21 protein-coding genes and 1 pseudogene are annotated in these 22,658 nt (G+C 34.6%); 10 read left to right on the top strand and 12 right to left on the bottom strand.

The genetic code is table 11. The annotated features are described in order from the left end of the window. The first annotated feature begins 20 nt into the window (after positions 1-20). The 3 genes from NTZ27_09715 (at position 21) to NTZ27_09705 (ending at position 2,983) form a co-directional block, all read left to right on the top strand. Positions 21-1,403 carry a sigma-54 dependent transcriptional regulator gene (locus NTZ27_09715; protein ID MCX6175015.1) on the top strand — a complete coding sequence of 461 codons (1,383 nt, stop codon included), beginning with the start codon at positions 21-23 and terminating at the stop codon, positions 1,401-1,403. A 17-nt stretch (positions 1,404-1,420) separates the two neighbouring features. Next, complete coding sequence (locus NTZ27_09710) at positions 1,421-1,762, top strand: STAS domain-containing protein (GenBank protein ID MCX6175014.1); 342 nt, start codon at positions 1,421-1,423, stop codon at positions 1,760-1,762. Between the two features lie 78 nt (positions 1,763-1,840). Next, positions 1,841-2,983: a SpoIIE family protein phosphatase gene (locus tag NTZ27_09705; protein ID MCX6175013.1), complete on the top strand. Its 1,143-nt coding sequence runs from the start codon at positions 1,841-1,843 to the stop codon at positions 2,981-2,983. Positions 2,984-3,019: 36 nt separating this feature from the next. Here NTZ27_09705 and NTZ27_09700 read toward each other — a convergent pair whose 3' ends face one another. Both NTZ27_09700 and NTZ27_09695 read right to left on the bottom strand, forming a co-directional pair. Continuing rightward, positions 3,020-4,015, bottom strand: coding sequence for a DUF4922 domain-containing protein (locus NTZ27_09700; protein MCX6175012.1), 996 nt, complete (start codon positions 4,013-4,015; stop codon positions 3,020-3,022). Next, positions 4,012-5,475: a glycosyltransferase family 2 protein gene (locus NTZ27_09695; protein ID MCX6175011.1), complete on the bottom strand. Its 1,464-nt coding sequence runs from the start codon at positions 5,473-5,475 to the stop codon at positions 4,012-4,014. The genes NTZ27_09700 and NTZ27_09695 overlap by 4 nt, the downstream gene beginning before the upstream one ends. A 971-nt stretch (positions 5,476-6,446) precedes the next feature. Between NTZ27_09695 and NTZ27_09690 the strand changes: the two are divergent. After that, positions 6,447-6,770 (top strand): annotated as a pseudogene (locus NTZ27_09690) (septal ring lytic transglycosylase RlpA family protein). Positions 6,771-6,835: 65 nt separating this feature from the next. Here NTZ27_09690 and NTZ27_09685 read toward each other — a convergent pair. The 5 genes from NTZ27_09685 to NTZ27_09665 all read right to left on the bottom strand — a co-directional run bounded on the left by NTZ27_09685 (position 6,836) and on the right by NTZ27_09665 (position 10,875). After that, positions 6,836-7,501: a porin family protein gene (locus tag NTZ27_09685; GenBank protein MCX6175010.1), complete on the bottom strand. Its 666-nt coding sequence runs from the start codon at positions 7,499-7,501 to the stop codon at positions 6,836-6,838. Between the two features lie 30 nt (positions 7,502-7,531). Then, positions 7,532-8,089: a hypothetical protein gene (locus tag NTZ27_09680; protein MCX6175009.1), complete on the bottom strand. Its 558-nt coding sequence runs from the start codon at positions 8,087-8,089 to the stop codon at positions 7,532-7,534. A gap of 185 nt (positions 8,090-8,274) precedes the next feature. Continuing rightward, entirely contained in the window at positions 8,275-9,711 is a 1,437-nt protein-coding gene (locus NTZ27_09675; protein ID MCX6175008.1) for an ATP-binding protein, read from the bottom strand. Positions 9,712-9,720: 9 nt separating this feature from the next. Continuing rightward, complete coding sequence (locus tag NTZ27_09670) at positions 9,721-10,389, bottom strand: response regulator transcription factor (GenBank protein ID MCX6175007.1); 669 nt, start codon at positions 10,387-10,389, stop codon at positions 9,721-9,723. Positions 10,390-10,473: 84 nt separating this feature from the next. Continuing rightward, on the bottom strand, positions 10,474-10,875 hold the full coding sequence (locus tag NTZ27_09665) for a hypothetical protein (GenBank protein ID MCX6175006.1): 402 nt from the start codon (positions 10,873-10,875) through the stop codon (positions 10,474-10,476). 234 nt (positions 10,876-11,109) lie between these two features. Between NTZ27_09665 and NTZ27_09660 the strand changes: the two genes are divergently transcribed. Then, positions 11,110-11,709, top strand: coding sequence for a PH domain-containing protein (locus NTZ27_09660; GenBank protein MCX6175005.1), 600 nt, complete (start codon positions 11,110-11,112; stop codon positions 11,707-11,709). Here NTZ27_09660 and NTZ27_09655 read toward each other — a convergent pair. After that, a complete protein-coding gene (locus NTZ27_09655) occupies positions 11,704-12,471 on the bottom strand; it encodes a class I SAM-dependent methyltransferase (protein ID MCX6175004.1) in 768 nt (255 codons plus the stop codon). The genes NTZ27_09660 and NTZ27_09655 overlap by 6 nt on opposite strands. A 361-nt stretch (positions 12,472-12,832) precedes the next feature. On the opposite strand from NTZ27_09655, the gene NTZ27_09650 reads away from it, so the two are divergent. The 3 genes from NTZ27_09650 to NTZ27_09640 all read left to right on the top strand — a co-directional run bounded on the left by NTZ27_09650 (position 12,833) and on the right by NTZ27_09640 (position 15,166). After that, positions 12,833-13,093, top strand: a complete 261-nt coding sequence (locus tag NTZ27_09650) for a hypothetical protein (GenBank protein ID MCX6175003.1) — start codon at positions 12,833-12,835, stop codon at positions 13,091-13,093. A 205-nt stretch (positions 13,094-13,298) separates the two neighbouring features. Beyond that, complete coding sequence (locus NTZ27_09645; protein ID MCX6175002.1) at positions 13,299-13,787, top strand: hypothetical protein; 489 nt, start codon at positions 13,299-13,301, stop codon at positions 13,785-13,787. 128 nt (positions 13,788-13,915) lie between these two features. After that, the gene (locus NTZ27_09640; GenBank protein ID MCX6175001.1) at positions 13,916-15,166 is read left to right on the top strand and encodes a hypothetical protein; all 1,251 of its coding nucleotides are present in this window, start codon (positions 13,916-13,918) and stop codon (positions 15,164-15,166) included. On the opposite strand, the gene NTZ27_09635 is transcribed toward NTZ27_09640, so the two are convergent. The 4 genes from NTZ27_09635 to NTZ27_09620 all read right to left on the bottom strand — a co-directional run bounded on the left by NTZ27_09635 (position 15,159) and on the right by NTZ27_09620 (position 19,148). After that, positions 15,159-16,052: a PfkB family carbohydrate kinase gene (locus tag NTZ27_09635; GenBank protein MCX6175000.1), complete on the bottom strand. Its 894-nt coding sequence runs from the start codon at positions 16,050-16,052 to the stop codon at positions 15,159-15,161. The genes NTZ27_09640 and NTZ27_09635 overlap by 8 nt on opposite strands. A 47-nt stretch (positions 16,053-16,099) precedes the next feature. Beyond that, positions 16,100-16,948, bottom strand: coding sequence for a DMT family transporter (locus NTZ27_09630; GenBank protein ID MCX6174999.1), 849 nt, complete (start codon positions 16,946-16,948; stop codon positions 16,100-16,102). 100 nt (positions 16,949-17,048) lie between these two features. Beyond that, positions 17,049-17,411 carry a sulfite exporter TauE/SafE family protein gene (locus NTZ27_09625; GenBank protein MCX6174998.1) on the bottom strand — a complete coding sequence of 121 codons (363 nt, stop codon included), beginning with the start codon at positions 17,409-17,411 and terminating at the stop codon, positions 17,049-17,051. A gap of 102 nt (positions 17,412-17,513) precedes the next feature. After that, positions 17,514-19,148, bottom strand: coding sequence for a M1 family metallopeptidase (locus tag NTZ27_09620; GenBank protein ID MCX6174997.1), 1,635 nt, complete (start codon positions 19,146-19,148; stop codon positions 17,514-17,516). 292 nt (positions 19,149-19,440) lie between these two features. On the opposite strand from NTZ27_09620, the gene NTZ27_09615 reads away from it, so the two are divergent. Together NTZ27_09615 and NTZ27_09610 are read left to right on the top strand one after the other, a co-directional pair. Beyond that, on the top strand, positions 19,441-21,291 hold the full coding sequence (locus NTZ27_09615; protein ID MCX6174996.1) for an ATP-binding protein: 1,851 nt from the start codon (positions 19,441-19,443) through the stop codon (positions 21,289-21,291). Then, the gene (locus NTZ27_09610) at positions 21,292-22,620 is read left to right on the top strand and encodes a sigma-54 dependent transcriptional regulator (protein ID MCX6174995.1); all 1,329 of its coding nucleotides are present in this window, start codon (positions 21,292-21,294) and stop codon (positions 22,618-22,620) included. Positions 22,621-22,658: the final 38 nt, after the last annotated feature.

Below are 22,658 nucleotides of genomic sequence, written 5' to 3'. Positions count from 1 at the left end.
AAATACAGCCGAGGGAAAAATTGGAAAAATTAATCTTTATTATTGATGACGAAGACTCAATTCAAAAAATGCTTACTCATTGGGTTAAAAATCAATGGAATTACAGAATCAAAACTTTTACAACCGGAACAGATGCGCTAAATTCTTTTTCCGACAATCCCGATTTGGTTCTTCTTGATATAATGCTTCCTGATATTAACGGCAATGAAGTTCTTAACAGGATGAAGCAAAAGAGTCCGCACCTGCCAATAATAATGTTATCGGCTCAGGGAAGCGTAGAAGTTGCACTTGAATCTATTCGTCTTGGAGCGTTCGATTACTTTCCTAAACCAATAGATAAGAACCGTCTTGGACCGGCAATTAGAAATGCAATTAAAAATTATGATCTGGAACGTGAACTTGAAAAGCTAAAAGAAAATATTGAGAAAGAATATAGTTTTGATAACATCATCTCTGCAGATAAAAAAATGCAGGAAGCTTTTAAGATGGTATCAAAAGTACTTGATAACGAAATCACAGTATTAATTACCGGAGAAAGCGGAACAGGCAAAGAGTTGGTAGCACGCGCAATACATTTTAATGGAAAGAGAAAAACCGCACCCTTTGTTGTTGTAAATTGCGCTTCCATTCCGCGCGAACTCTTGGAAAGCGAATTATTTGGTCATGAAAAAGGCGCATTTACAGGAGCTCATGTTAGAAAAATTGGAAAGTTTGAACTTGCAAAAGGAGGATCAATTTTCCTTGACGAAATAGGCGAAATGGAAATGTCTCTTCAAGCAAAAATTCTAAGAGTAATTCAACAAAAAGAATTTGAACGCGTTGGTGGAAACGAAGTTATTAAAACAGATGTAAGAATTATTTCCGCAACTAATCGTGATCTTAAATTAGCAGTGGATAATAAACAGTTTAGAGAAGATCTCTATTACCGACTTAGCTCATTCCCAATACATATTCTCCCTTTAAGAGAAAGAAAAGGCGACATAGTAATTTTAATTGATCACTTCATGAAAATATTTAATAAGAAGATCGGTAAAGAAATAAAAAATGTAAGCAAGGCAGCTCTAAAAATTATGTACGATTATGATTGGCCGGGAAATGTGCGAGAACTTGAGAACACTATAGAGCGATGTATGATTTTAAGTGATGGAGATTATATTGAAGCTGATGTCCTGCCGGCAAATATTTCCGGAGCTTTAGGAACACCGAGTTCAAACACTAACGGAGTTCTCTTCGGCGAGGATTCACCCGTAGTTCCTTTCGAAAAATTAAAGGAAGAAGCCATTAGGCATGCATTAAAAGTAACGGAAGGTAACATTGTTGAAGCCGCACGTAAACTTAAAATTGGCAGAGCAACACTTTACCGTCTAATGGATAAATATAAAATCGAATCACCAAAGGATTGAAAAATTAAAGGTAGACCATGAGCATAATTGAAGAAACAATTGATGATATTATTGTTGAGATTGTAAATTTTGATAGAGCCACTCTTCTTGAAGCCGAGGAATTGAAAAGACAAGTTAACGATAAGATTGACAGCGGTTATAGAAAGGTAATAATTGATCTTACATCAGTAGAATATCTTGATTCAACATTTCTCGGGATAATTGTCAACACATTAAAAAAAGTTGCTAAACTTGGGGGAGATCTAAAATTAGTCGGGTTCAAACCTAATGTTCGCTCTATGTTTGAATTGACAAGATTGTTCAGAGTATTTGAATCGTATAGTGAATTACAAGACGCAATAAAAAGTTTTCATAAATGATAATGTAGCGATGATTCTGATCTTGCTTTAGCCGGAGAAGAATCTTTAATAATTGCAAATAATATTTTTGGAAAGCCAGTGACACAAGAAAATAATAAATCCGTAAACACAATCTTATTAGTTGAAGACGAATTTAACATTGCTAAGCTTTTTACTTTCAATTTAACAAAGGCGGGGTTTCGTTGTGAGGTAGCTGGTAACGGAAGAGAAGGTTTTGAGCTGGCAGAAAAAATAAAGCCGGATCTTATAATCAGCGACGTAATGATGCCTGAGGTTGACGGATACGAATTTCGTAAACGCTTATTGGCAAATCCCGAACTCAAACAAATTCCATTTGTCTTTCTTACAGCAAAAGGAGAAGAGGAAGATATTCTTCAAGGATTTGATCTTGAAATAGAAGACTATATTATTAAAACATCCAGTCCCAAAGTTGTAATTGCAAAAGTATCCGCAATTTTGAAAAGTCTTGAAAAAGAACGGGTAAAAGTTGTTGATGAAGTTCAAAAAGCTGCGGACTCAATGGGAGCTAAAGTTGTTCCGGAAGAATTTCCGCAGTTCGAAGGATTTCAAATCAAGCATTGGCACTTGCCCTTCAAAAATGTTCCCGGTGGGGATTTTATTGATTACTTTAAAATGGACGATGATCATATAGCAATAATTTTGGGAGATGTAATGGGTAAACGATGGGGCGCCTGGTATTTTGCGGTTGCTTATGCCGGCTATGTGCGCAGTGCCGCACGGTTTGTGCTTGAATCATCCAAAGATTATCAACCAAGCCACATACTGCACAAAGTAAACGAATCTGTTTTTAAGGATGAAAGAATTTCCGAAGTGTTTATCACGCTTTCAGTAATTATTCTTGACAAAAAAAATAAAATTGCACGCTACTCCGGAGCAGGAGATCTACCGCTGATATATAAATCAAAAACCGTTGAGAGAATAATTTCTAAAGGTGTTCTTCTTGGATTTAGTAAATCGGGAGAATATGAGGATGTTGAATTGAAACTAAATAAGGGGGACGAACTATTTTTAGTTACTGATGGAATTACTGAAGCGAGAAACACAGCCGGTGAACTTTATTCGGAAGATCACTTGATGAAGTTTTTAGAAGAATTAAATCCGAACGAAGACTCACTAGCTCAGATGCAAAAAGAAATTTTTGATTATACCGGCGGAGAGATGGATGATGATATAAGCGTAATAGCAGTTAAGGTATTGTAATGTTTTTTTATTCCTTGCTATTAACTGTTTTCATATCTAAATAAATATCTCACCTATTTTCTTTCTTAGAAATTCAAAATATTCTTTTGTTATAGTTACTTGTTTGTAAATATCAATCACATCGTCTCTGGTAATTTTTAAGAAATCTTCTTCACGCGGGGTAATAATTAAACCGCTCATATCAACGGTGGCAGGACTAATTAGCAACTGATTATCGCCATATGCAAAAAACTGTTTTGGTCTGTGTTTGCTTCGGGGGAAGAAAACTAAACGCCAAATATTTTCCTGGTAATTCGCCAGCATGTTTATTAGAGGCTCTTCATGCGGAGGAGATATCTTTCTAAGTGCATAGATTAAAGTTTTGAAAACATAAAGCAATTCACCTTTGTCTCTGGATTCGAAGGAAATAAAGTAACGCAAATGTTTTTCAAAAAAACGAACCTCTATTTTTCTGTTTCGCAAAACTTCTTTAGAAAATAAATTTATCATTTTATCGAATTCAATTTCTACCGGCATCACATTTTTTGTTACTGCCTGAAAATGCATATGATCCGGCGCGGAGGAACCGCATTTTGGTCCATTATAAAAAACCGAATAATACTTGTCGAGATCACGGGAAAGAACAAGCATCTCCGCAAAATTTCCGATCAAAGTTTGCGGCATATGATTTTTTTTTGAAATCGTAAAATGTTCCGGAAAGATCGGGTATGGATTAGCAAGAACAACAAAATTCTTATTGTAACCTAAAGCTGTTTGTTCTTTCGGAAGATTATCAAGACACAAAAAACATTTGCGCGATTTGATAGCATCTTCACTTACATCCGCAGAAGATGATTTTATTCTGGCGGGGTTAAACTGAACTTTTATTTCAAAACCATCAAATTCAAAAGTTCGAATTTTAGTAGAAGAAAAATTTTGATAATTCTCATTTAGTAATGGCCAAGATTGTCTTTGGTCTTCGAGCAGTTTTTTAGATTGCTCTGCCCACCAATCAGCGCTGGCATTTCTTTCGGGTTTGTCGTTGATGATCATTTAGATTTATTCATTTTTTGCCTCGTTAATATTTCGAATGTACGAAGGCGATCCTTATAAAGATTGTTCAGATTCAGTTTATTAATATCAAGAAGAGAGTCGGTGTTTTCTTCCCAACGTCTGCAATAATAAATTGGCTCGTAGATTCTTCCAATCTTATATTCCCTCGAAATCGTAATTCCCAAATAATAATCTTCACCATAGCTGACATTTGGAATTATTATTTCTCTAAGTAGTGGTGTATAAAAAGCCCGAGGTGCGCCTAAGCCGTTAACTCGAAGTGCGTTGTTAGAACCGTTATCATTGCTCCATTCTTTGTGATCAATTAATCCGGGCGGAATTTGATTTAGAGAAAAATCTGTTAGAATATAAGAACCGATGACCATTGCACATTTTTCTCTATAGAATGTATCAATTATTTTATGAAGTGTATTCCCATCGTAGTAAACATCGTCGCTATCAAGTTGAACAGCAAATTTGCCGCAAGCTTTATTGTTGATGGCTTCATTCCAGCATCCGCCAATTAATAAATCTTCTCTTGATGGAATAATATGAATCAGTTGTTCGTGTTTTGCAGAAAGAGTTTTTAGAAGCTCTGTTGTTCCGTCAGTTGAATGATTGTCAACAACAATTATATTAAAGCGGAAATTAGTTATTTGTTTAAGTGCAGAAGTTACAGCCTCTCCAATTGTTTTTATTCTATTCTTTACCGGGATAATTATGGAAGCTTCTGTGTCGAAAGAACTATTCATCAAATCAACAGTCTTAAAAGTTGGCCTCAAAAATGCATTTATTTTTTTTAAGTGATCAGTTGCGACTTTCTCCATTTCAATTTGTATAGAACGGTTATCCGGATTCACGTAGTCAAACTGCTTTTCACCTGAATTTCTTAGATCCTGTTCATAGGATGTATATAAATATTCCGGAATTCGAAGTATAGAATTAAACCGTGAAATATTAAGTCGTAAATCATAAAGCCCTGAAAACGAGTAATCTTCTTTCATAGAGGATACAGTATTCTTCAATGCTTTTGTGTTAATAAAAAGTAAGGGGCCAAAATTGAAATCATCGCGTATGCTGCCCGGTTGATAATCTATGGTTGGATGTTGCTGAGTCTTATTATTTTTAATTTCATAATAATTTGAGTAGAGTATCCCAGCTTGAATCTCTTGTGCGATTCTTAAAAATCTTTCAAGTGAATAAATGCCTAAATTAATTTCTACTGGTTGAGTAACAAGAAGCACATATTCAGATTCAGTGCTTTTCGCCATAACTCTTATTGAGTTAGTACTCTTAAAATGATCAATAGATAGTTCCAGAACCTTATCACTATTAAATCCTAAATTGAGCTCAGAAAGGATAAATATCTTTTCTATGTGCTGAGAAGCAGAAAGCACTTGCACAATACCACTGGTAATTGAATTATTTAAATAAGGAATAAAGGCGCAAATGTTTCTCATTATAATCTTAGTTTGTTAAGAGTAAATTATGAAAAATGGTTATGACTGTAAATTGGAAGTTACAAGATTACTTTATTTATAAATCTATTGGATGATTAATTATCATAAAATTCACCGGTTGCTTTTGCTTATTAAACTGTTATTTAGAACGATCGCAAATCTCCACTAAAGAGGAAACAGTCTGCTTAAGACTTAATAACTTCTTTTTAGACCAGTCAGCCGGACTCAAATGGTTTAAAAGTATAAAAAAAATCTCCGATCTCATAAATCGCTTAAAAACGAAGTTTTTAACTAATTTATTTTTTGAATTGTGATTTCAGTCCCATTCAAAGATTGGCTGAGATTTCCTAAATGATTAAATTTAGGATGTAAGTTTTCAATAACTAATAGATTATCAATTGAAGTATAGAAATCTGACATATTTTGTTGTTTGGTTAATGCTCGTCTCGACTTTCACTTTATACGCAAGAACCAATACTGATAAAAAGGACTTGGTTATAAAAGTGAATCAGTCTGTTTTAAACCAAAGCCTGAGTCATAATATTGATGGTTTTTTTATCAATGCTTCAGATCTTAACAACCAATCTGGAAAATCTTTGTTTTATGATAAATTTGTATCTTCAGCGGACTTAACTCAACATCAGAATCTAGCTAAAGAATTTTTCCTTCAACAAAATCTTTTTACTAAAGAAAATCTAAGAAGAACCAGCCTTAGACTTCTTACGTATCTGAAAAATTAACTCCACCTGTATTTTCACCTAAAGTTTTCCATTACTCCAACTAAAAGGTATGTTCAACAAAAAAAGAGGTAAAATTTGCGTACGTTAAAAATAGGTTTCATCATCAGTCTGTTTGCTGTAAGTGTCGGGTTCAATCTTAGCGATACTTCTGCAGGCGAGATAAATGGTGTGGCTAAAATAACTGTAAGCAAAGATGCAGAACCCATAATGACATCTGTTAACTTTAACAATTTGGGTGTAATGACCGCATCTTGGTACGGTCCGCGCTTTCACGGAAAGTTAACGGCAAACGGCGAACAGTATAATCAAATGGCGCTTACAGCAGCACATAAGTCATTACCATTTGGAACTATCCTTCAAGTAACAAATCTGAAGAATGGTAAATCAGTTATTGTAAGAATAAATGATAGGGGTCCATTCATTGAAGGACGTGATTTAGATTTATCTAAAGGGACAGCACTTAATCTCGGTATGATTGGCCGTGGTGTTATAAAAGTGAAAGTTTCTGAAGTACTATTAAATTCTGATACTAACCCGATTAATACACTTAATTGATAAATAAAAAAGCCGTCACAAAACTTTCTTGTGACGGCTTTATATTTTTAAACAATCCTATAATTTTATAATCCGAACATCACTCCAGCTACAATTTGAAATCCGTTCGATTTTACCGAGTTAAGACCATTAACTTGTTTGCCCTTATCGTTTAATACGTTTGATAAACCCAAAGAATAACGAACGTCAAGAATAACTGTGGTCAATGGGGTGACCTTAATACCGGCGCCAGCTCCAAAATCTAGCGCAAAAACCATAGAAGTCGTCTGATCCTTAATGTCGGTATCTTGAGACTGCCCACCTCCTTCGGCTAGCTGGTTTGCAGAAAGCACTAAGCCCAGATTTGGTCCTACAAAAGCGTAAGGGGTAACCGATCCTTTTACAGGAATCTTTACTTTAAACAGTATGGGGATTTCGATGTATGATATTTTAAAAGTAACCTTACCATTGGTAAAACCAAAAGGAACGTTATCTAGAACACAACCCCCCTGAGAATACATCGGTTCGATTTGGAGTGCAAACATAGGGGCGAATCCGACTTCTAGAGCACCGCCAAATTTAAATCCAGTTCGGGACGACTTATTAATTCCGCTCGCTATGTCTGGATCAAATGAAAGACTGGCAATATTTAATCCAGCTCTAACACCGAAACTGATATGTGTTTGAGCATTAATATTACTGAATGATAATATCAGTAGTATAGATAGAAATGGTAGTAAAATTTTTTTCATAGAATTTGACCCTTCTTTTAGTTATTAAATTTATGGTAACTCGTACCTTATTCCGGTTGTTATTGCTATATAGAAAAAGTTTCCTCCTGTGACGAAAACCGGGCCCAATTGTAAATCAGCGGGGATATAAAGATTATTTGCAACTTTGAAATTAGCCCCACCGCCAAAACGCAAACCAATATATGGTCCGCCAGTTAAAAACCACAAACCCATTCCTGCGTCTCCATATATTTTAATAGATGGATTTTGAGTAACAAAATAATACTTAAAGTATGCCGCCCACTCAACTGGAGTTCCAGCTTGAGTGTTAATATTTAGTTCGGTACCTAAAGCGATATTCTTATTAAAAAGAACTTCAGCCATCGGTCCCAGTTGTAGCCCGGCAGATGACCCACCGCCTCCGCTACCGATTGATAATCCAAATCTTCCTCCCACCATCCAATTGACTCCAGAACTTGCGGCAGGAGATTCTGATATGGAGGAATTATTAGAATAACTCTGTGCTTGGATAAATGATGTAGATAAAAATAAAATTAAAACGATTGAGAAAAGAGAACTGTTACGAAACATGGTTGATTGTAATTTCATTCTTTCTCCTTTAGTTGTTCTGAAAAAATTTATTAAGTACAGTTGAATTAATTTATTTTGTAATTTATAATCAAATAGAAAATACTATTTACATTTTCTATTGTCAATCTGTCGTACAACATGTTCAAACAAGGAATGACTTAGATCATAAACTGTTTGAGACGGTCATTCGAAATTGAAGTAGCTTAAATTGTCTTGTAATTCTTCGGAAGAGAAACTGAAATTGTTGTTTTGCCATTAGGAATAGAAACCACTTCAATATTTCCACCATGAAGATTTATAATAGATTTAACAACAGATAGACCCAGCCCAACACCGCCTGTTCTTCTTGTTCTTGAAACATCCACACGATAAAATCTATTGAAGATTTTATCAAGGGATTCGTTCGGAATTCCCGGGCCTGTATTTGTAACACTAATCTTAATTGTGTTATTAATTTCTGCAGCGCGCACTAGAACTGTTGTGTTCTCATCGCCGAACTTAAATGCATTATCAATAATATTTGATAACGCCTGTTTTATTAAATCTTGATCAATATCAATACCGATTTTAGCTGTTGGATCAAGGACAAGATCCATATTTTTTTCTTGTCCAAGCAGTTTCATACTTTGGGCTAGATGAGTTAAAAATGAGTTTAATTCAACCCATCTCTTATCTATAGTTATAAGAGCGTTATCGCTCTTAGAAATAAAAAAGAGGTTATCAACAATTTTTGTTAAACGGATAGTCTCTTCGTAATTACTTTTTAACACTTCAATATAGCGCTCGGGAGTTTTTTCCGATTTCAGCGCAATCTCAATCTCGCCTCTAAGTATAGTAAGCGGAGTTTTTAATTCGTGTGCGGCAGAAATTGAAAACTGGTTCATAAAATCCAATGAGGTTTTTATTCTCAGGATCATTTCATTCATTTTGTTTACTAATCTACCGTACTCATCAAAATATTCGCCGCCGGGAATTTTCTCGGATAAGTTCTGCGCAGTTATTTCTTCCGTCTTTTTAATTATGGCGTCTATACGCGATAATGACTTTGTAGAAATAAGCGCGCCGCCAATAATTGAAATAATTAAAAATATTGGCGCCATCACTATGTATATATCTCTCAGATTATTAAGGGTCTGTGCAATATGTTCTATCGGATATGCCACGATCACAACAAATCTCTTTCCTTTCAATTGGCAAATTCTGATTACATCTTTAGATAATAATTCGTTATTATAATCAAAGATTGACTCAGCGTTCTTTTTTTCCGGAAAAGCCAAATGATTTTGCTCTAGATTTGCAGACTTATAGATTAATTTTTGCGATGCTGAGATTTCGATAAAAGTATTTCTTCTGTTGAATACAACGGCATCATAAATAATATCCCAGATTAATTCATCCTCGCTTTTATAAACAGGGCTAGGTTCAAACGTATCAAGATCAAGATGCTTTTCCTCTACAACTCGCAGAATTGCACTTGCCTGTGTTTTTAAATTTAGATCCAAGTTAACGTGAGAAATGTGATAAAGATAAATGTAAACACTTACACCAAGTAATACTTCAAGCAGAAGGAAAAGCGAAGAATACCAAATTGTAATCTTGAAACGCGTTGAAGTAAAAAACAACTTAATGTTCTTTAACATAAAATTTTTTTATTCTTTTATTATGTAACCAACACCGCGAACGGTATGAATTAATTGTTTCTTATTAGGCAAATCGATCTTTGAGCGGAGTTTGTTAATATAAACATCAATCACATTTGTGCCGCTATCAAAATGAAAATCATAAACATGTTCAATCAATTTCGTTCGGGAAACAATTTTATTTTTGTTTCTTAAAAGATATTCCAGAATGGAATATTCCCTTGGGGTTAATATTATTTCTTCATCGGTTCTGATTACTTTATGTGCAACAAGATCCATTCTTAAATCAGCAGCGGTAAGAGTATTATCTTTTTGAGTTTCTTTTCTTCTTAATAGAGCTCTTACTCTTGCGGTAAGTTCTTCAAATGAAAAGGGTTTGGTCAAGTAATCATCTGCGCCGCAGTCTAATCCCTCTACTTTATCTTTAGTGCTGTCTTTAACGGTAAGAAATAATATTGGAGTAATAACTTCATTTTTTCTTATTTCTTTTACAAATTGAATCCCATTCATCACCGGCATCATTACATCGGAAATAATCAAATCATATTCATTGCCGATAACCATTTCCAAGCCTTCCTTGCCATTAGAAGCAAGATCTACTTGGTAAAATTCCTCTTCAAGACCTTTCTTTATGAAAGAGGCAACTTTCTTTTCATCTTCAACAACTAATATTCTCATTAAAGTAAGATAAACAAAAAAGGAGAGTTGTTAAACTCTCCTTTTTTAGTCTTCAACAATTTCAAGAATAATTATCCGTTAAAATTACTTTTTAACTTCTTTCTTGGCAGCTTCAACTTTCTTATCAGCTACTACTTTAGCTGCTTTTACTTTCTTTGCAGCTACCGGTTTAGCAGCTTCTACTTTCTTATCAGCTGTTACTTTAGCAGCTTTTACTTTCTTTGCGGCTACTGGTTTAGCAGCTTCAACTTTTTTGTCAGCTGTTACTTTAGCTGCCTTTACTTTCTTTGCAGCTACTGGTTTAGCAGCTTCAACTTTTTTGTCAGCTACCACTTTAGCTGTTTCAACTTTTTTCTCTGCTACTTTCTTAGCAGCTTCAACTTTAACCGCTGGTTTAGCAGCTTCGGCTTTCTTTTGTGGCTGAGCTTGTGCAAATGCTGTTGCTGTAAATGCAACTACAACTAATAATGCAATTAACTTCTTCATTCGAAACTCCTTGTAATTATGTGTTTGTTATTTATTATTGATTAATTTGTACACTGAAAAGTTAAAGTTCTTGAATTAAGATAGAGTTAAAGAAAGATTAAAAAGATTTAATTATTACTGAAACAACTGAAGAATAGAAGGATTTTTTCAATAAGTGAAGAAACTTTGGAAAATTTGAAGGAGAAAACTGTAAATAAAATTGCATTCTTTAATCTTTTTCAAACGGAGGAATAAATGAGAACGCCGCTTAGGAAAGATGAACAAATACTTTTCGAAACTCACAAACATTGGTATGTGCTTATTATCCCGTTTTTGTTTTCGCTAATTATAATCTCATTATCGCTCTACTTTTATACAAAGCCAAACCCAGTATATTGGTGGTATTTCACTTTTCCATTAATAGCAGTTATCTACTTTGTCTTCAAATATTATTCTTGGAAATTTGATCTTTGGGTAGTTACAAATTATCGTGTCATCGATGAATTTGGCGTCTTCTCTATTAGCTCCAAAGAAAGTCCGATTGATAAAATAAATAATGTGTCTTATCAGCAGTCTCTCCTTGGAAGAATTATGGGATTTGGAAATGTGCAGATTCAAACAGCTGCAGAGATGGGTGAAACGAGCTACACAAATATTTCTCGCCCGCAACAATTAAAAGAAGCTCTTTCAAATGCACAAGAATTATATAAAGAGTACCAGATGAACAAACAGGCGTATAAACTTGCCGATGCTGTTGACGGTGAAATTGGCGAAGAGATGAAAGAGTGTCCATTTTGTGCAGAAAAAATAAAAGCCAAAGCAAAAGTGTGTAGATATTGTAAAAAAGAATTATAATTTCTTTACCGCTTCAACAAACATATCTTTCGAATGGTTCGTGTTAAACCTTTCGCCGGCAAAATTCTTCATGAATTTAATTTTAGTAAATCCAACCGCTCTTAGATAAGCTCCAATTTCATCTTTTGTGTGTGGATAATGTTTTGTCGTAACTAATTTGAATTCTTTCGGCAAGTTTTGTGGAAAAGAAAGAATGTTGAAATCCAGATCATTCTTCCGGAAATCATAAAAGCGGATAATAATTTTTTCGTTACTGTTAGCTATGTTATTAATTCTTTTATTTTCCTTTTTGATTAGCTGATAATTAAGAATGTGAAGAAATATTTTACCGCCCGGAAGAAGCAGACGACACATTACTTTTATAGCTTCTCTTAGTTCTCGTGTGTTAACATGAGCGATTGTATTTCCTACCGAGACAACATAATTAAATTTACCACTGAATCTTTTCGATATTGTTTGGAAAGAGTGAACATGCGAAGAGATGTTAACATTATATTTTGCCGCATTAAGTTTTGCCTGCTCAACCATCTTGGGAGAAATATCAAAAGCTGTTACGCTGTGTCCGTTTAATGCAAGAGCAATCGAATCTAATCCAATACCGCATCCAATATCTGCAACATTTCCTTTAACAAAAAATATTTTCTTGTATGCATTCTCACGCAGAACAAGATTTTTCTTGAAATCAATCATCTGTTCATAAATATCCGAAACCTCGTCGTAGAAGTTGTTAGCACTAATAAGTTTTGAAGGCTGCTGTTTCATCTTTTCTCAAACAAATTTTCTATTACAATTTAGTTAAGATATCATTCAAATATTAAATAAGATAAAAGAAAAAGGCTCGAGCCCTAATTATTATAAAAGTAAAAACAAATTATTTCTTAGAATTTTTCTCCCGTCGCCTCGCGAATATGACTGCCTACGGATCTTATTCTACCCCACATTGAAACAAAGAAGAAAAAAGGTTGGGTTAAGCCAGGCCTTTTTTGTTTTATGAAAGTATTTTTAGATTGGCAGAGAAAGATTAATTAATGATATTTAATGAGCTAATTCATTAATAAGGATTTTAACCGAGCATAGAGCAGTTCAAAAATTTAGAGAGAAAATTTATTTAATCGGCACTTTATTGTTTTTGCTTGTTGTGAATGCTACCGCTCAATTCGAAGAAGGCGCGCTTGTAAAAGGAAACAAATATGCTGTGTATCTGATATCGAAAAGCAAAACATGCTGGATTCCGGGTGAATCTATTCTCAAAGCACTTGGTTACGAATTGAAAATGGTAATTCAAATTCCAAATAAAGAAATGATGCAAACACCAAAATCACAACTTCTATCAAGAGGAAGCGATGATAAAATCAATAGAGCAGAAAACAATAAACGAAGATAGATAACCAACGTAGTTCTTTTTACTCGACTCGGTTACGATCGGAATTCCGTTTTTGACTGTGAGGAATGCTCAATTAAAAAACATTCCCGAGGGCGAACTCATTAAATAGTTTTAGAGAAAACCAAAAGAATAGAAGCAAATTTTTTGGTTGCCCGCAAACATTTTTCTCTCTATGTTATTCAGAGAAAATTTGCAGACTGTCTAGATGAAGAAACTATTTCCACTTTTTATTGCATTTCTTATTTTCACAAATTTCTGCTTTGCACAAAGCACGGTTCAAAATTTTTTTTCGGTTGACTGGGACGCTTCATATAAATCAATTCAGTCACTATTTCCCAAAATAAAATTCACGGAGAAAATATTTCTCGATTTGCGCGAGATCTATTTTAATGAAACTAGTGACTCGATAGATGTTAAGATCGGTTTTTTCTTTAACAACAATAAGGAACTAAGAGCTAAAGCTATTAATAATCTTGGTAAAGACGCTCGGTCCGGCCAAAAGTTTTTTGATGTGTTTAAGAATTATGCTGTAGAACATTTCGGTGATAAATACGAATCTCAAAAAGTTTACTCCGCTTTTGTTATAACCTGGAATTTGGGAACAGACGCAATTGTAATACTCTCTCACAAAGACGAAAAAGCTTCGCTCACGATCACAAAGAAAAGAGAATTTAAAAATCAAAAAAGTGATTAGGATAAAAGATGAACGAAAAAGAATTAGTATGCGACAAGTGCGGAAGAGATTTTAGATGAGTTGAATATTTTGGAAGAATGATGACCAGAAAATAATCTAACAATCAATAAAGTATTTGGGAAAACAACATGAATGCAAACACAAAATTCGGTTTTATTCCTGTTTCAAGCTCAATTACTCAAACCTCAATAGAAGAGATAGCAGGCAATCTTCTTTCTTCATTTCATGATTATGGCGGTGAACGATTTACAGAAGAGATGATTAATCTAAACACGCCGATTTTTTATTTTATAATTACCGGTGGGACAGAAGAGAAAGTTTTAAAACTTTGGCATAAACGGAAGGAAATTTATAATAATGAACCGGTAATTTTAATTGCTCACGCCGGGAATAATTCTCTTGCCGCATCAATGGAAATTTTAGCAAAGCTTCAGCAAGACGGCGAAAAAGGAAAGATCATTTATATAGATAATAATGCAAACAAAGATTGGCGGGACGATTTAGAAAGAAACGTAAAACATCATCAAGTATTTCATCAATTGAAAAACACAAAGATCGGTTTAATTGGAAATCCGTCCGATTGGCTTGTTGCAAGTATGCCCGATCCTTCCGTCATAAAAAAAATTTGGGGTCCTCAAGTAGTAAATGTTGATCTTGAAGAACTAAAAACAAGAATAGCAGAAATAAAAGATGAACAAATCGAAGACGATCATTACAACTTAACAACAAAAGCCGCAGCAATAAAAGAACCCTCAAAGAAAGAAATTAAGAATGTGGTTAAGGTTTATGCAGCGCTTAAAGAGTTGATCAGCGCTCAAGAATTAAATTCAGTTTCAGTCCGCTGTTTTGATTTGGTCACTGATCTTAAAACTACCGGATGTGTTGCATTATCAAAACTGAACGATGAAGGAATAACTGCCGGCTGTGAAGGTGATCTTGTTTCAACACTCGGAATGCTCTGGGCAAATTATTTAACAAATCAGATTGTCTGGATGGCTAACCCTGCACAGATAGATGAACAGAGCAATTCAATATGGCTTGCTCATTGCAGTGTTCCGATGAGTATGACGGAGAATTATAAATTACGCTCGCATTTTGAATCTGGACTTGGAGTTGGTATAGAAGGAGAATTAGCAAAGGGAAAAATTACTTTATTGAGGATTGGCGGAAAAAATCTGAAAAAAATATGGGCATCGAACGGTGAGATATTAGAAACCGGTTCATCGGAAAATCTTTGCAGAACACAAGTGAAAGTAAAATTGCACGGCTCTGCTAAAGTAACAGATTTGCTTAACGAACCGCTTGGTAATCACATCTTGCTCATGCGTGGAAGTTATGCTAAAGAAATGATCGAATGGTGGGAGATGTTTATCAGTTAAAAATGATCCTATACTTTTCATAAATAGTATCATCTTTCGGCAAAGCGCCATTCACCATGCAAATTTCCCAGGCAAATTCATTTGCCAGTTTATTCATTTTACCAATCGGCATTTTGTATAAATAGCCAAGACAAAGTATTGCCGCATAAGCATCACCCGCACCAAGAGTATCAACCACATTAACAAATTCTGTTTTGTAATAATTTGTTTCATTCTTATTGTAAAGTTCTGCGCCATTCTCACCAAGTGTTAATCCGATCAAATCAATATCAAACTCTTTTGTTAATTGTTCGATAGCACTTTTGTTAGATTGATCAAGATTGAAGAACTGTTTAAGCTTGTCTAATTCTTCTTGGTTGATTTTAAGAACATTACATGTCAACAAAGTTTGTTTAATCAATTCCTTTGTGTAAAAATTGTGACGAAGATTGAGATCGCAAAAATATTTTAAGTGCGGTTTTCCAAAGAGAGATTGAATTGTATTGCGGGAAATATCACTGCGCGTTGAAAGCGTACCGAAATACAACAAATCAGTTTCCTTCTCGATAAGATTAGTTGTAGAATTATTTAAGGTGAGATAATCGTAACTGCACTCGGGAGAAATTGTGAATTGCGGTGTTCTATCTTCGCTAAGTTTTACTTGAACTGTTCCTGTTGGATATTTCTTATCTATATATATGTGATTTGTATTGAAACCGATAGAGTTGAGGTAAGAAAGCATTTCTTTACCGTTATCATCATTACCAACACTTGAAATGAAATTTGCTTTGCCCAGTATCTTCCAAATGTGATAAATAAAATTAAACGATGCCCCGCCTAATCTTTTTCTATCAGAATAAACATCGTAAAGTATTTCACCTATCGCAGTAACCCTTAAATTTTTCATTGGGTAATTTATGATTTTTTGTTGTGAGTTAAATTTGATACTTAAAATTAGTTTCTTCTTTTGATTTGAACAACAACAGCTCCGGCAGCAGCAATCAACATTCCGATCCCTTCCCTCCACGTTACAGGCTCACCAATAAATATCCAAGCAAGAAAAGCAATTTGGATTAACATTGTTCCGTTTATTATGCTTGATTCCATCGCAGTGAGAGTTCTCAAAGATAAATTCCAAAGTGTAAATGCAAAAGCTGTATTTACAACTGCAAGCCAAAGTAAAAATAAAATATTTGTTAAACTTAAAAGCGGTAATCCTTGTGTTACAAGACCAATAATCAACATTACGATTGATCCAATCCCCATGCTTATAACTGTAACCGTTAAAGGATGGAATTTACTGCTTCGATTTATTCCGCGGCCCAATACGGAAGAAAATGCGTTGGAGAAAACTCCAACTGCCATCACAATAATTCCAAGAGTTTTGCTTTCGGGCAGATCAACCGGATAAAAATAAGTAAGGATTCCTACAATAAATAAACTTGCCCCTACCCATTGAAGCACTGAAGGTCTTTCAGATAAAAGAAAAATTCCCATTATCGCAACTATGATAGGTGTGAAATTAAGAAGCAGACTTACAGTTACTGCGGGAAGAAGTGATAATCCGATAAATTGAGTTCCTTGAGTAAATGTATAAAAGAGAAGTCCGAGGACAGTTAAACGAAGCCAATCTTTTCTATCTATTTTCTTTATTTCGGAAATTCTTTCTTTTGTTAACGCAAAAGGAAGCAGACAAACAAAAGCTAAGAAGTAACGCAACCCGGCAAAAGTCAACGGGGGAATATCTCGCAATCCCAACTTTATTATTATGAATGATGTAGACCAGAAGAAAGTAACAAGCAATGCAATTAAAACAGATGCGGTTCTTGAAAGCGGTTTTGAGAAAATGTTCGCCTCTTGCTACGCTGTTATTAAATTTTAAATAAGCAGCTATAAATAATTTTTATTTTCCCATCAATAGTTTAAGGGCATAAAGAATAAGAAATACAGCAAAAACTTTTTTCAAAACTCCTTCGGGAAGAGTAAGAGCATATAAAGATGATAAATAACTTCCGATAACAAATGTAACAGCCATTATACCAACGGCTTTAAGATTTACATGCCCGGCTTTATAATAATTCATTACGGCAAGAATACCGATAGGGAGAAGAAGAAGACCAAGCGATGTTCCTTGTGCGTCTTTTTGTGTATAACTTAAAAATCCTACAAGCATTGGTATAATAATTATTCCGCCGCCGATGCCAAGAACACCGCTAACTAAACCGGCAGCGAGACCGATGATTAAAAGAATTATTATTTCATTCATAGAAGTTTTTATTTATTAGAACACATACGAAATATAATGAAACGAAGAATCCCGTGCATAATTGAAAACAGATTCTTCGTTTATAAAGTGAAGGGTAATAACTTATTGTTTAACTGCCTTTAATACCCAATCCATTGGATCAACTGTAAAATCAGATCCTTGTGGTAAATCAATCACGCTAATTCCGTTTTTCATTTCCATGCGAACAATTTTTCCGGCGATACTTACATCAACAGGCATTGGGAAAGGAAGATTATTTTCAGTTTCCCAGCTTAGTTCAACTTTATTGTTGGTGCTTTTCACATTTAGAATCGGTAAAGGTGCGTGTCTAAGATAAACTTCAAAGAACCAATCTAATTTTTTACCGGAAATTTTTTCTGCCATTTCCATTAACTCGTCGGTTGTAGTAATGCGGCATTGTCTTCCGTCTTTTATTTTTTCCATCTCTTCTGTTGGATATGCCCATCTTCGCAGCACTTTGAAAAACATTTCATCGCCCAGGTAATAGCGAAGTGTGTGAACTATCCATCCACCTTTATAATAGATATCGTTATTGTAAGATTCGCTCGAAGTTTTTTCACCACGCTGGGCAACCGGATTTTTATTACTAAAATGTTTTATTGATTTCATATATCGGAAGTATTCGTCTTTACCGAAAACTTTTTCCAAATAAAGCGGCTGCATATAAGTTCCAATTCCTTCATGAATCCAGAAATCGCTCCAATCTCTGCACGTAACAAGATTGCCCCACCACTCGTGAGAAAATTCATGATGATGAAGCCAATCGAACGCAAACTGCGGATGATTCTTCCAGCCATAACCGTATGCAATAGCAGTTTGTTGTTCCATGCCAAGATGAGGCGCTTCAACAACAGCATATTTATCGCCGCGGAAAGGATACGGCCCGATGAGTTCTTCCATCACTTTCATATGAATTAAAAACTGAGGGGCATGTTCTTTTGCCTTCTCATAACTTTCCGGAAGTACCCAAACGGTGAATGGAAATTTTTCTCCGGTTACACTTGTGTAATCGTAATCTATCCGTTTATATGGGCCGAGATAAAAAATTACACCATAATTATTGATTGGAGTTGATACAAACCAGTTCCACGTTTTAGTTCCGTTGTTGTTTTCGTTAGATGAAATAAATCTTCCATTGCTGACAAGAATTAAATCGGAAGGTGCAGTGAAATGAAGTGAAACCGAATCGGGTTCATCAGACGGATGATCTTTACATGGCCACCATGTATCAGCTCCGCCACCTTGACATGTTAGAGTTACCCAATCTTTTCCATCCTTTGTTTTAGCAAGCACCAATCCGTCATCCCACGGCGGACGTTTTGCAATTCGAGGAAGACCCGCATAAGTAATTTTTGTTGAGAAGAACTCACCTTTCTTAATCGTTGCGGGAAAATCAATCCAAACTTTATTGCTTTCGTGGGTAAACTTCAAATCAATTTCTTGTTTGTTGTCCAGAACAGACTGAACCCCATCAATTGTATATCTGCTGTCAAGATCAATCAAGATTTTTTTGAAATCACTTAGAGCTTGTGCACGCATAATAACCGTACCGGCGATAGCTTTTTCGTTTAAGTCTATTGTCAGATTAAGGTCGTAAAATTTTACATCATAACAAGCTTGAAAAGGAGAAAGTTTTCCGCCGGAATCTTGAGAGCCGAATTGTGCAAAGATTTGTGTGGATAAAACAATGAACAGAAGCGATATTATTTTTTTCATAAGGCAATTTTTTTATGATCAATTGGTTCTAAAATAATCAACGGGTGATTAACTTAGACAAATTTTTTAATTTTATTTTGAATTCCTTTTTTTGTGAAGAGATAAAAGAGCCGAATAACTTCATGACTTCTCCAATTAAAATGTTTATCATAACCAATTTTTTATTTATTAGTTTTTCCCGCAGCATTTTATTTCCTTCGATGAGTTGATAAATCCAAATTACAAAAAAGGTGTTTATTTAAGCAATTCAATAACCTATTTTAAATGGAGCGATAAAAGAGGTCTTGCTTAAATGCTTAAGCTTTACACAACAAGTCTGCGCAGTAAAATTCTGCTCGGTTTTACAGTAATACTGCTCATCATGTTCTTTGCAACATTATGGAGTATCTATAATTTTTACCGTCTTAATGAGCAGATCAAAATTACTATGCAGCAGAATTATACAAGCATTATAGCTGCAGATAATATGGGCCGTGCGCTTGATGAACAATTACAGTCAATCGTAATAATGTATAATCAAAATTTTGAAGTAGGCGAAAAGCTTTTTGAAAAAACGAAACAGGATTTCTATTACTGGTATGATCGCGCCCGCGAATCAGTCCCCGCATCCGAAGAAAAAGATATTAGAAATATCTTGGATGATTTAAACTCCGAATACCAAAGGTTTGTTAAAGATATTTCCGATAATATTGATTATAACATTTATATCTCAAACAAACGACAAACATTGCGTAGTGATTTTGTAAGGTTCGTTGATGAAATTCAATCTATTAAAAAAAGAAACAATAGTATTCTCGAAATCAATCACTCCGCATTAAACGGTGCCGTATCGAGAGTAAAAGATATTACACAAGGCGCAACTATTACAATTCTTATAATTCTTTTCGGAGCTATAGCAACCAGTCTAGCCTTTGGATCTCGGTTCTCAGATTATATTGTTAAACCGATTTCAAATCTAAGACAATCGGTGACACACATTGCGGAAGGAAATTTTAATGAACGAATTGAGATTGATGAAAATGGCGACGAGATAAGTTCATTGGCAGAAGAATTTAATAAGATGAGCGAAAAACTTCAGGTTTACGAACAGTTTAATCTAAATAAGATTTTGTATGAAAAGAAAAAATCGGAACTAATAATAGAAAGCATGAACGAACCGGTGTTAATGGTGGACGAGAATTTTGATGTTATGCTTTCCAATAAGACGTTTAATGAAGTATTTGGGGAAAGTCTGCTTACACAGCATAACATTCAAAAAATACTAGCACCGCAAACTATCGGTTCAAAAAATGATACTACACAAGTAAGTAAAGATCTTTATCAAAAAGAGGATATAATAAATATTAAATACGGAAACGGAGAGCAAAAATATTTTAAGGTTATTGCCGCTTCTCTTGATATTCCGGAAAGCAATTTGAAAGGGACCGTAATTGTTTTTAATGATATTACAAAGTATCAAGAACTTGACCGCATGAAGTCCGAGTTTATTGCTAAAGTATCTCATGAACTTAAAACCCCGCTTACTTCAATAGGTATGGCGTTGGGAATATTGGAAGATGGGGTTGTTGGCAGTCTATCTCAAAATCAAAATGAACTTATTCTATCTATGAAAGAAGATTTTGAAAGACTCAACAGACTTGTGTATGAGATACTTGAGCTGACAAAACTCGAGGCTAATATTGGTAAAAGTAAATTCGAAAAATTCGAAGCTCAAAAACTTGCAGAACATATTTCAAAGAAATTTTTAATTCTAGCAAAAGAAAAAAAGATTAATCTTCAGATTATTGATAAAAGTAATAAGTTAAAGATCAACGGCAGCTATGATAATATGATCAGCGCTCTGGAAAACTTAGTGTCTAATTCACTTAGGTTCACACCCACTGGAGGAGAAATAAAAGTTAATTTTTCAAGAAACGATGGAAATTTGCTAATCGAAATTTCCGATACGGGAATTGGTATCAGTCCAGATAACTTGAAAAAAATATTTGATAAGTTTATACAGATAGATGATTCGGCCCCCGGGAGCTTGGGGCTCGGTCTTTCCATTGCAAAAGAAGTGATCGAATTACATAACGGTGAAATAAAAGCGTTCAGTGACCTTGGTAAAGGAAGTACATTTCAAATAAAATTGCCGGAAGCATAAATGCATAAAGGAAAAATTCTTGTAATTGATGATGAAGTAAACATTTTAAAAACTATTGAGCTTTCGCTTAGTTCATACGGCTATTCTCCGGAAGTTTTTGCAAATCCTATAGATGGACTTGCCAGAGCAAAAACAGTTTATTTTGATCTTGCTTTTATTGATTTGAAAATGCAGCCGATGAACGGTATTGAAGTTCTTCATGAATTAAAAAAATCTTCACCCGATACAACAGTTGTATTGATGACTGCACATGGTTCAATTGAATCTGCTGTTGAAGCGATCAAAAAAGGCGCTTACGATTATATTACGAAACCATTTACTCACAAAGAATTCATACATATTATAGAACGTGTATATGAGCATCACCGGCTAAGTAAAAAGTTGAAGGGATTAGCTTATCAAATAGACGAAAAGTTTGACGATGATAATTTTGTAAGTTCAAATAACAAAGTAAAAGATATTTTAAAAACCGCAAAAGATGTTTCCGACAGCAACATTCCGATTTTAATTGAAGGTGAAAGCGGAACAGGAAAAGAAGTCCTTGCAAGATTTATTCATAAAAATAGTTTAAGAAGCAACAATCCGTTTATCATTATCAATTGCTCTGCTATCCCGGAAAATCTTTTTGAAAGCGAACTATTCGGTCATGTTAAAGGCGCTTTTACAAATGCAATTAAAGATAGAATTGGAAGATTAGAGCTTGCCGATACTGGTACGGTTTTTTTAGATGAAGTTGCGGAAATTCCAAAATCTATGCAGGTAAAGTTGCTTCGGTTTCTTCAAAGGATGGAATTTGAAAGGGTGGGCGAAAGCATTACCCACAGTATTGACATTAGAATTATTAGTGCAACAAACAGAGATGTTGAACATGATTTAAGTTCTGGAATGCTGCGCGACGATTTTTATTTTAGAATAGCAGGCGTAAAAATAAAACTACCGCCGCTTCGTGATAGAAAGGATGACATACCTGTTCTTATAGACTACTTCATAAAAAAATATTCCGACAGAAATGAGATTACTATTCCCAAAGAGACACAGAAGCTTCTTGCAGATTATGATTGGCCGGGAAATATTCGTGAGCTTGAGACTGTTATTAAACGACTTCTGGTTTTTGCAAAGGACAGCATAATTAAGTCGGAATACCTTCCTCATGAGATCATAAACTTCAAACCAAAACAGAATATATATTCATTGCAGAAAATTGAAGATCTTGAAAAGTTACACATAATAGAGACTCTAAAAATCGCTTCAAATACTAAAGAAGCTGCAAAGATTCTCGGCATATCCGAAACAACACTGTGGAGAAAGAGAAAACTTTATGGATTATAACTTATTAATTAATACTAATAGTCTTAGTTAAAACGTGA

The organism is Ignavibacteriales bacterium, from assembly GCA_026390775.1.
Classification (GTDB): domain Bacteria; phylum Bacteroidota; class Ignavibacteria; order Ignavibacteriales; family Melioribacteraceae; genus Fen-1258.
This window is presented reverse-complemented; position numbering and strand designations above follow the sequence as displayed.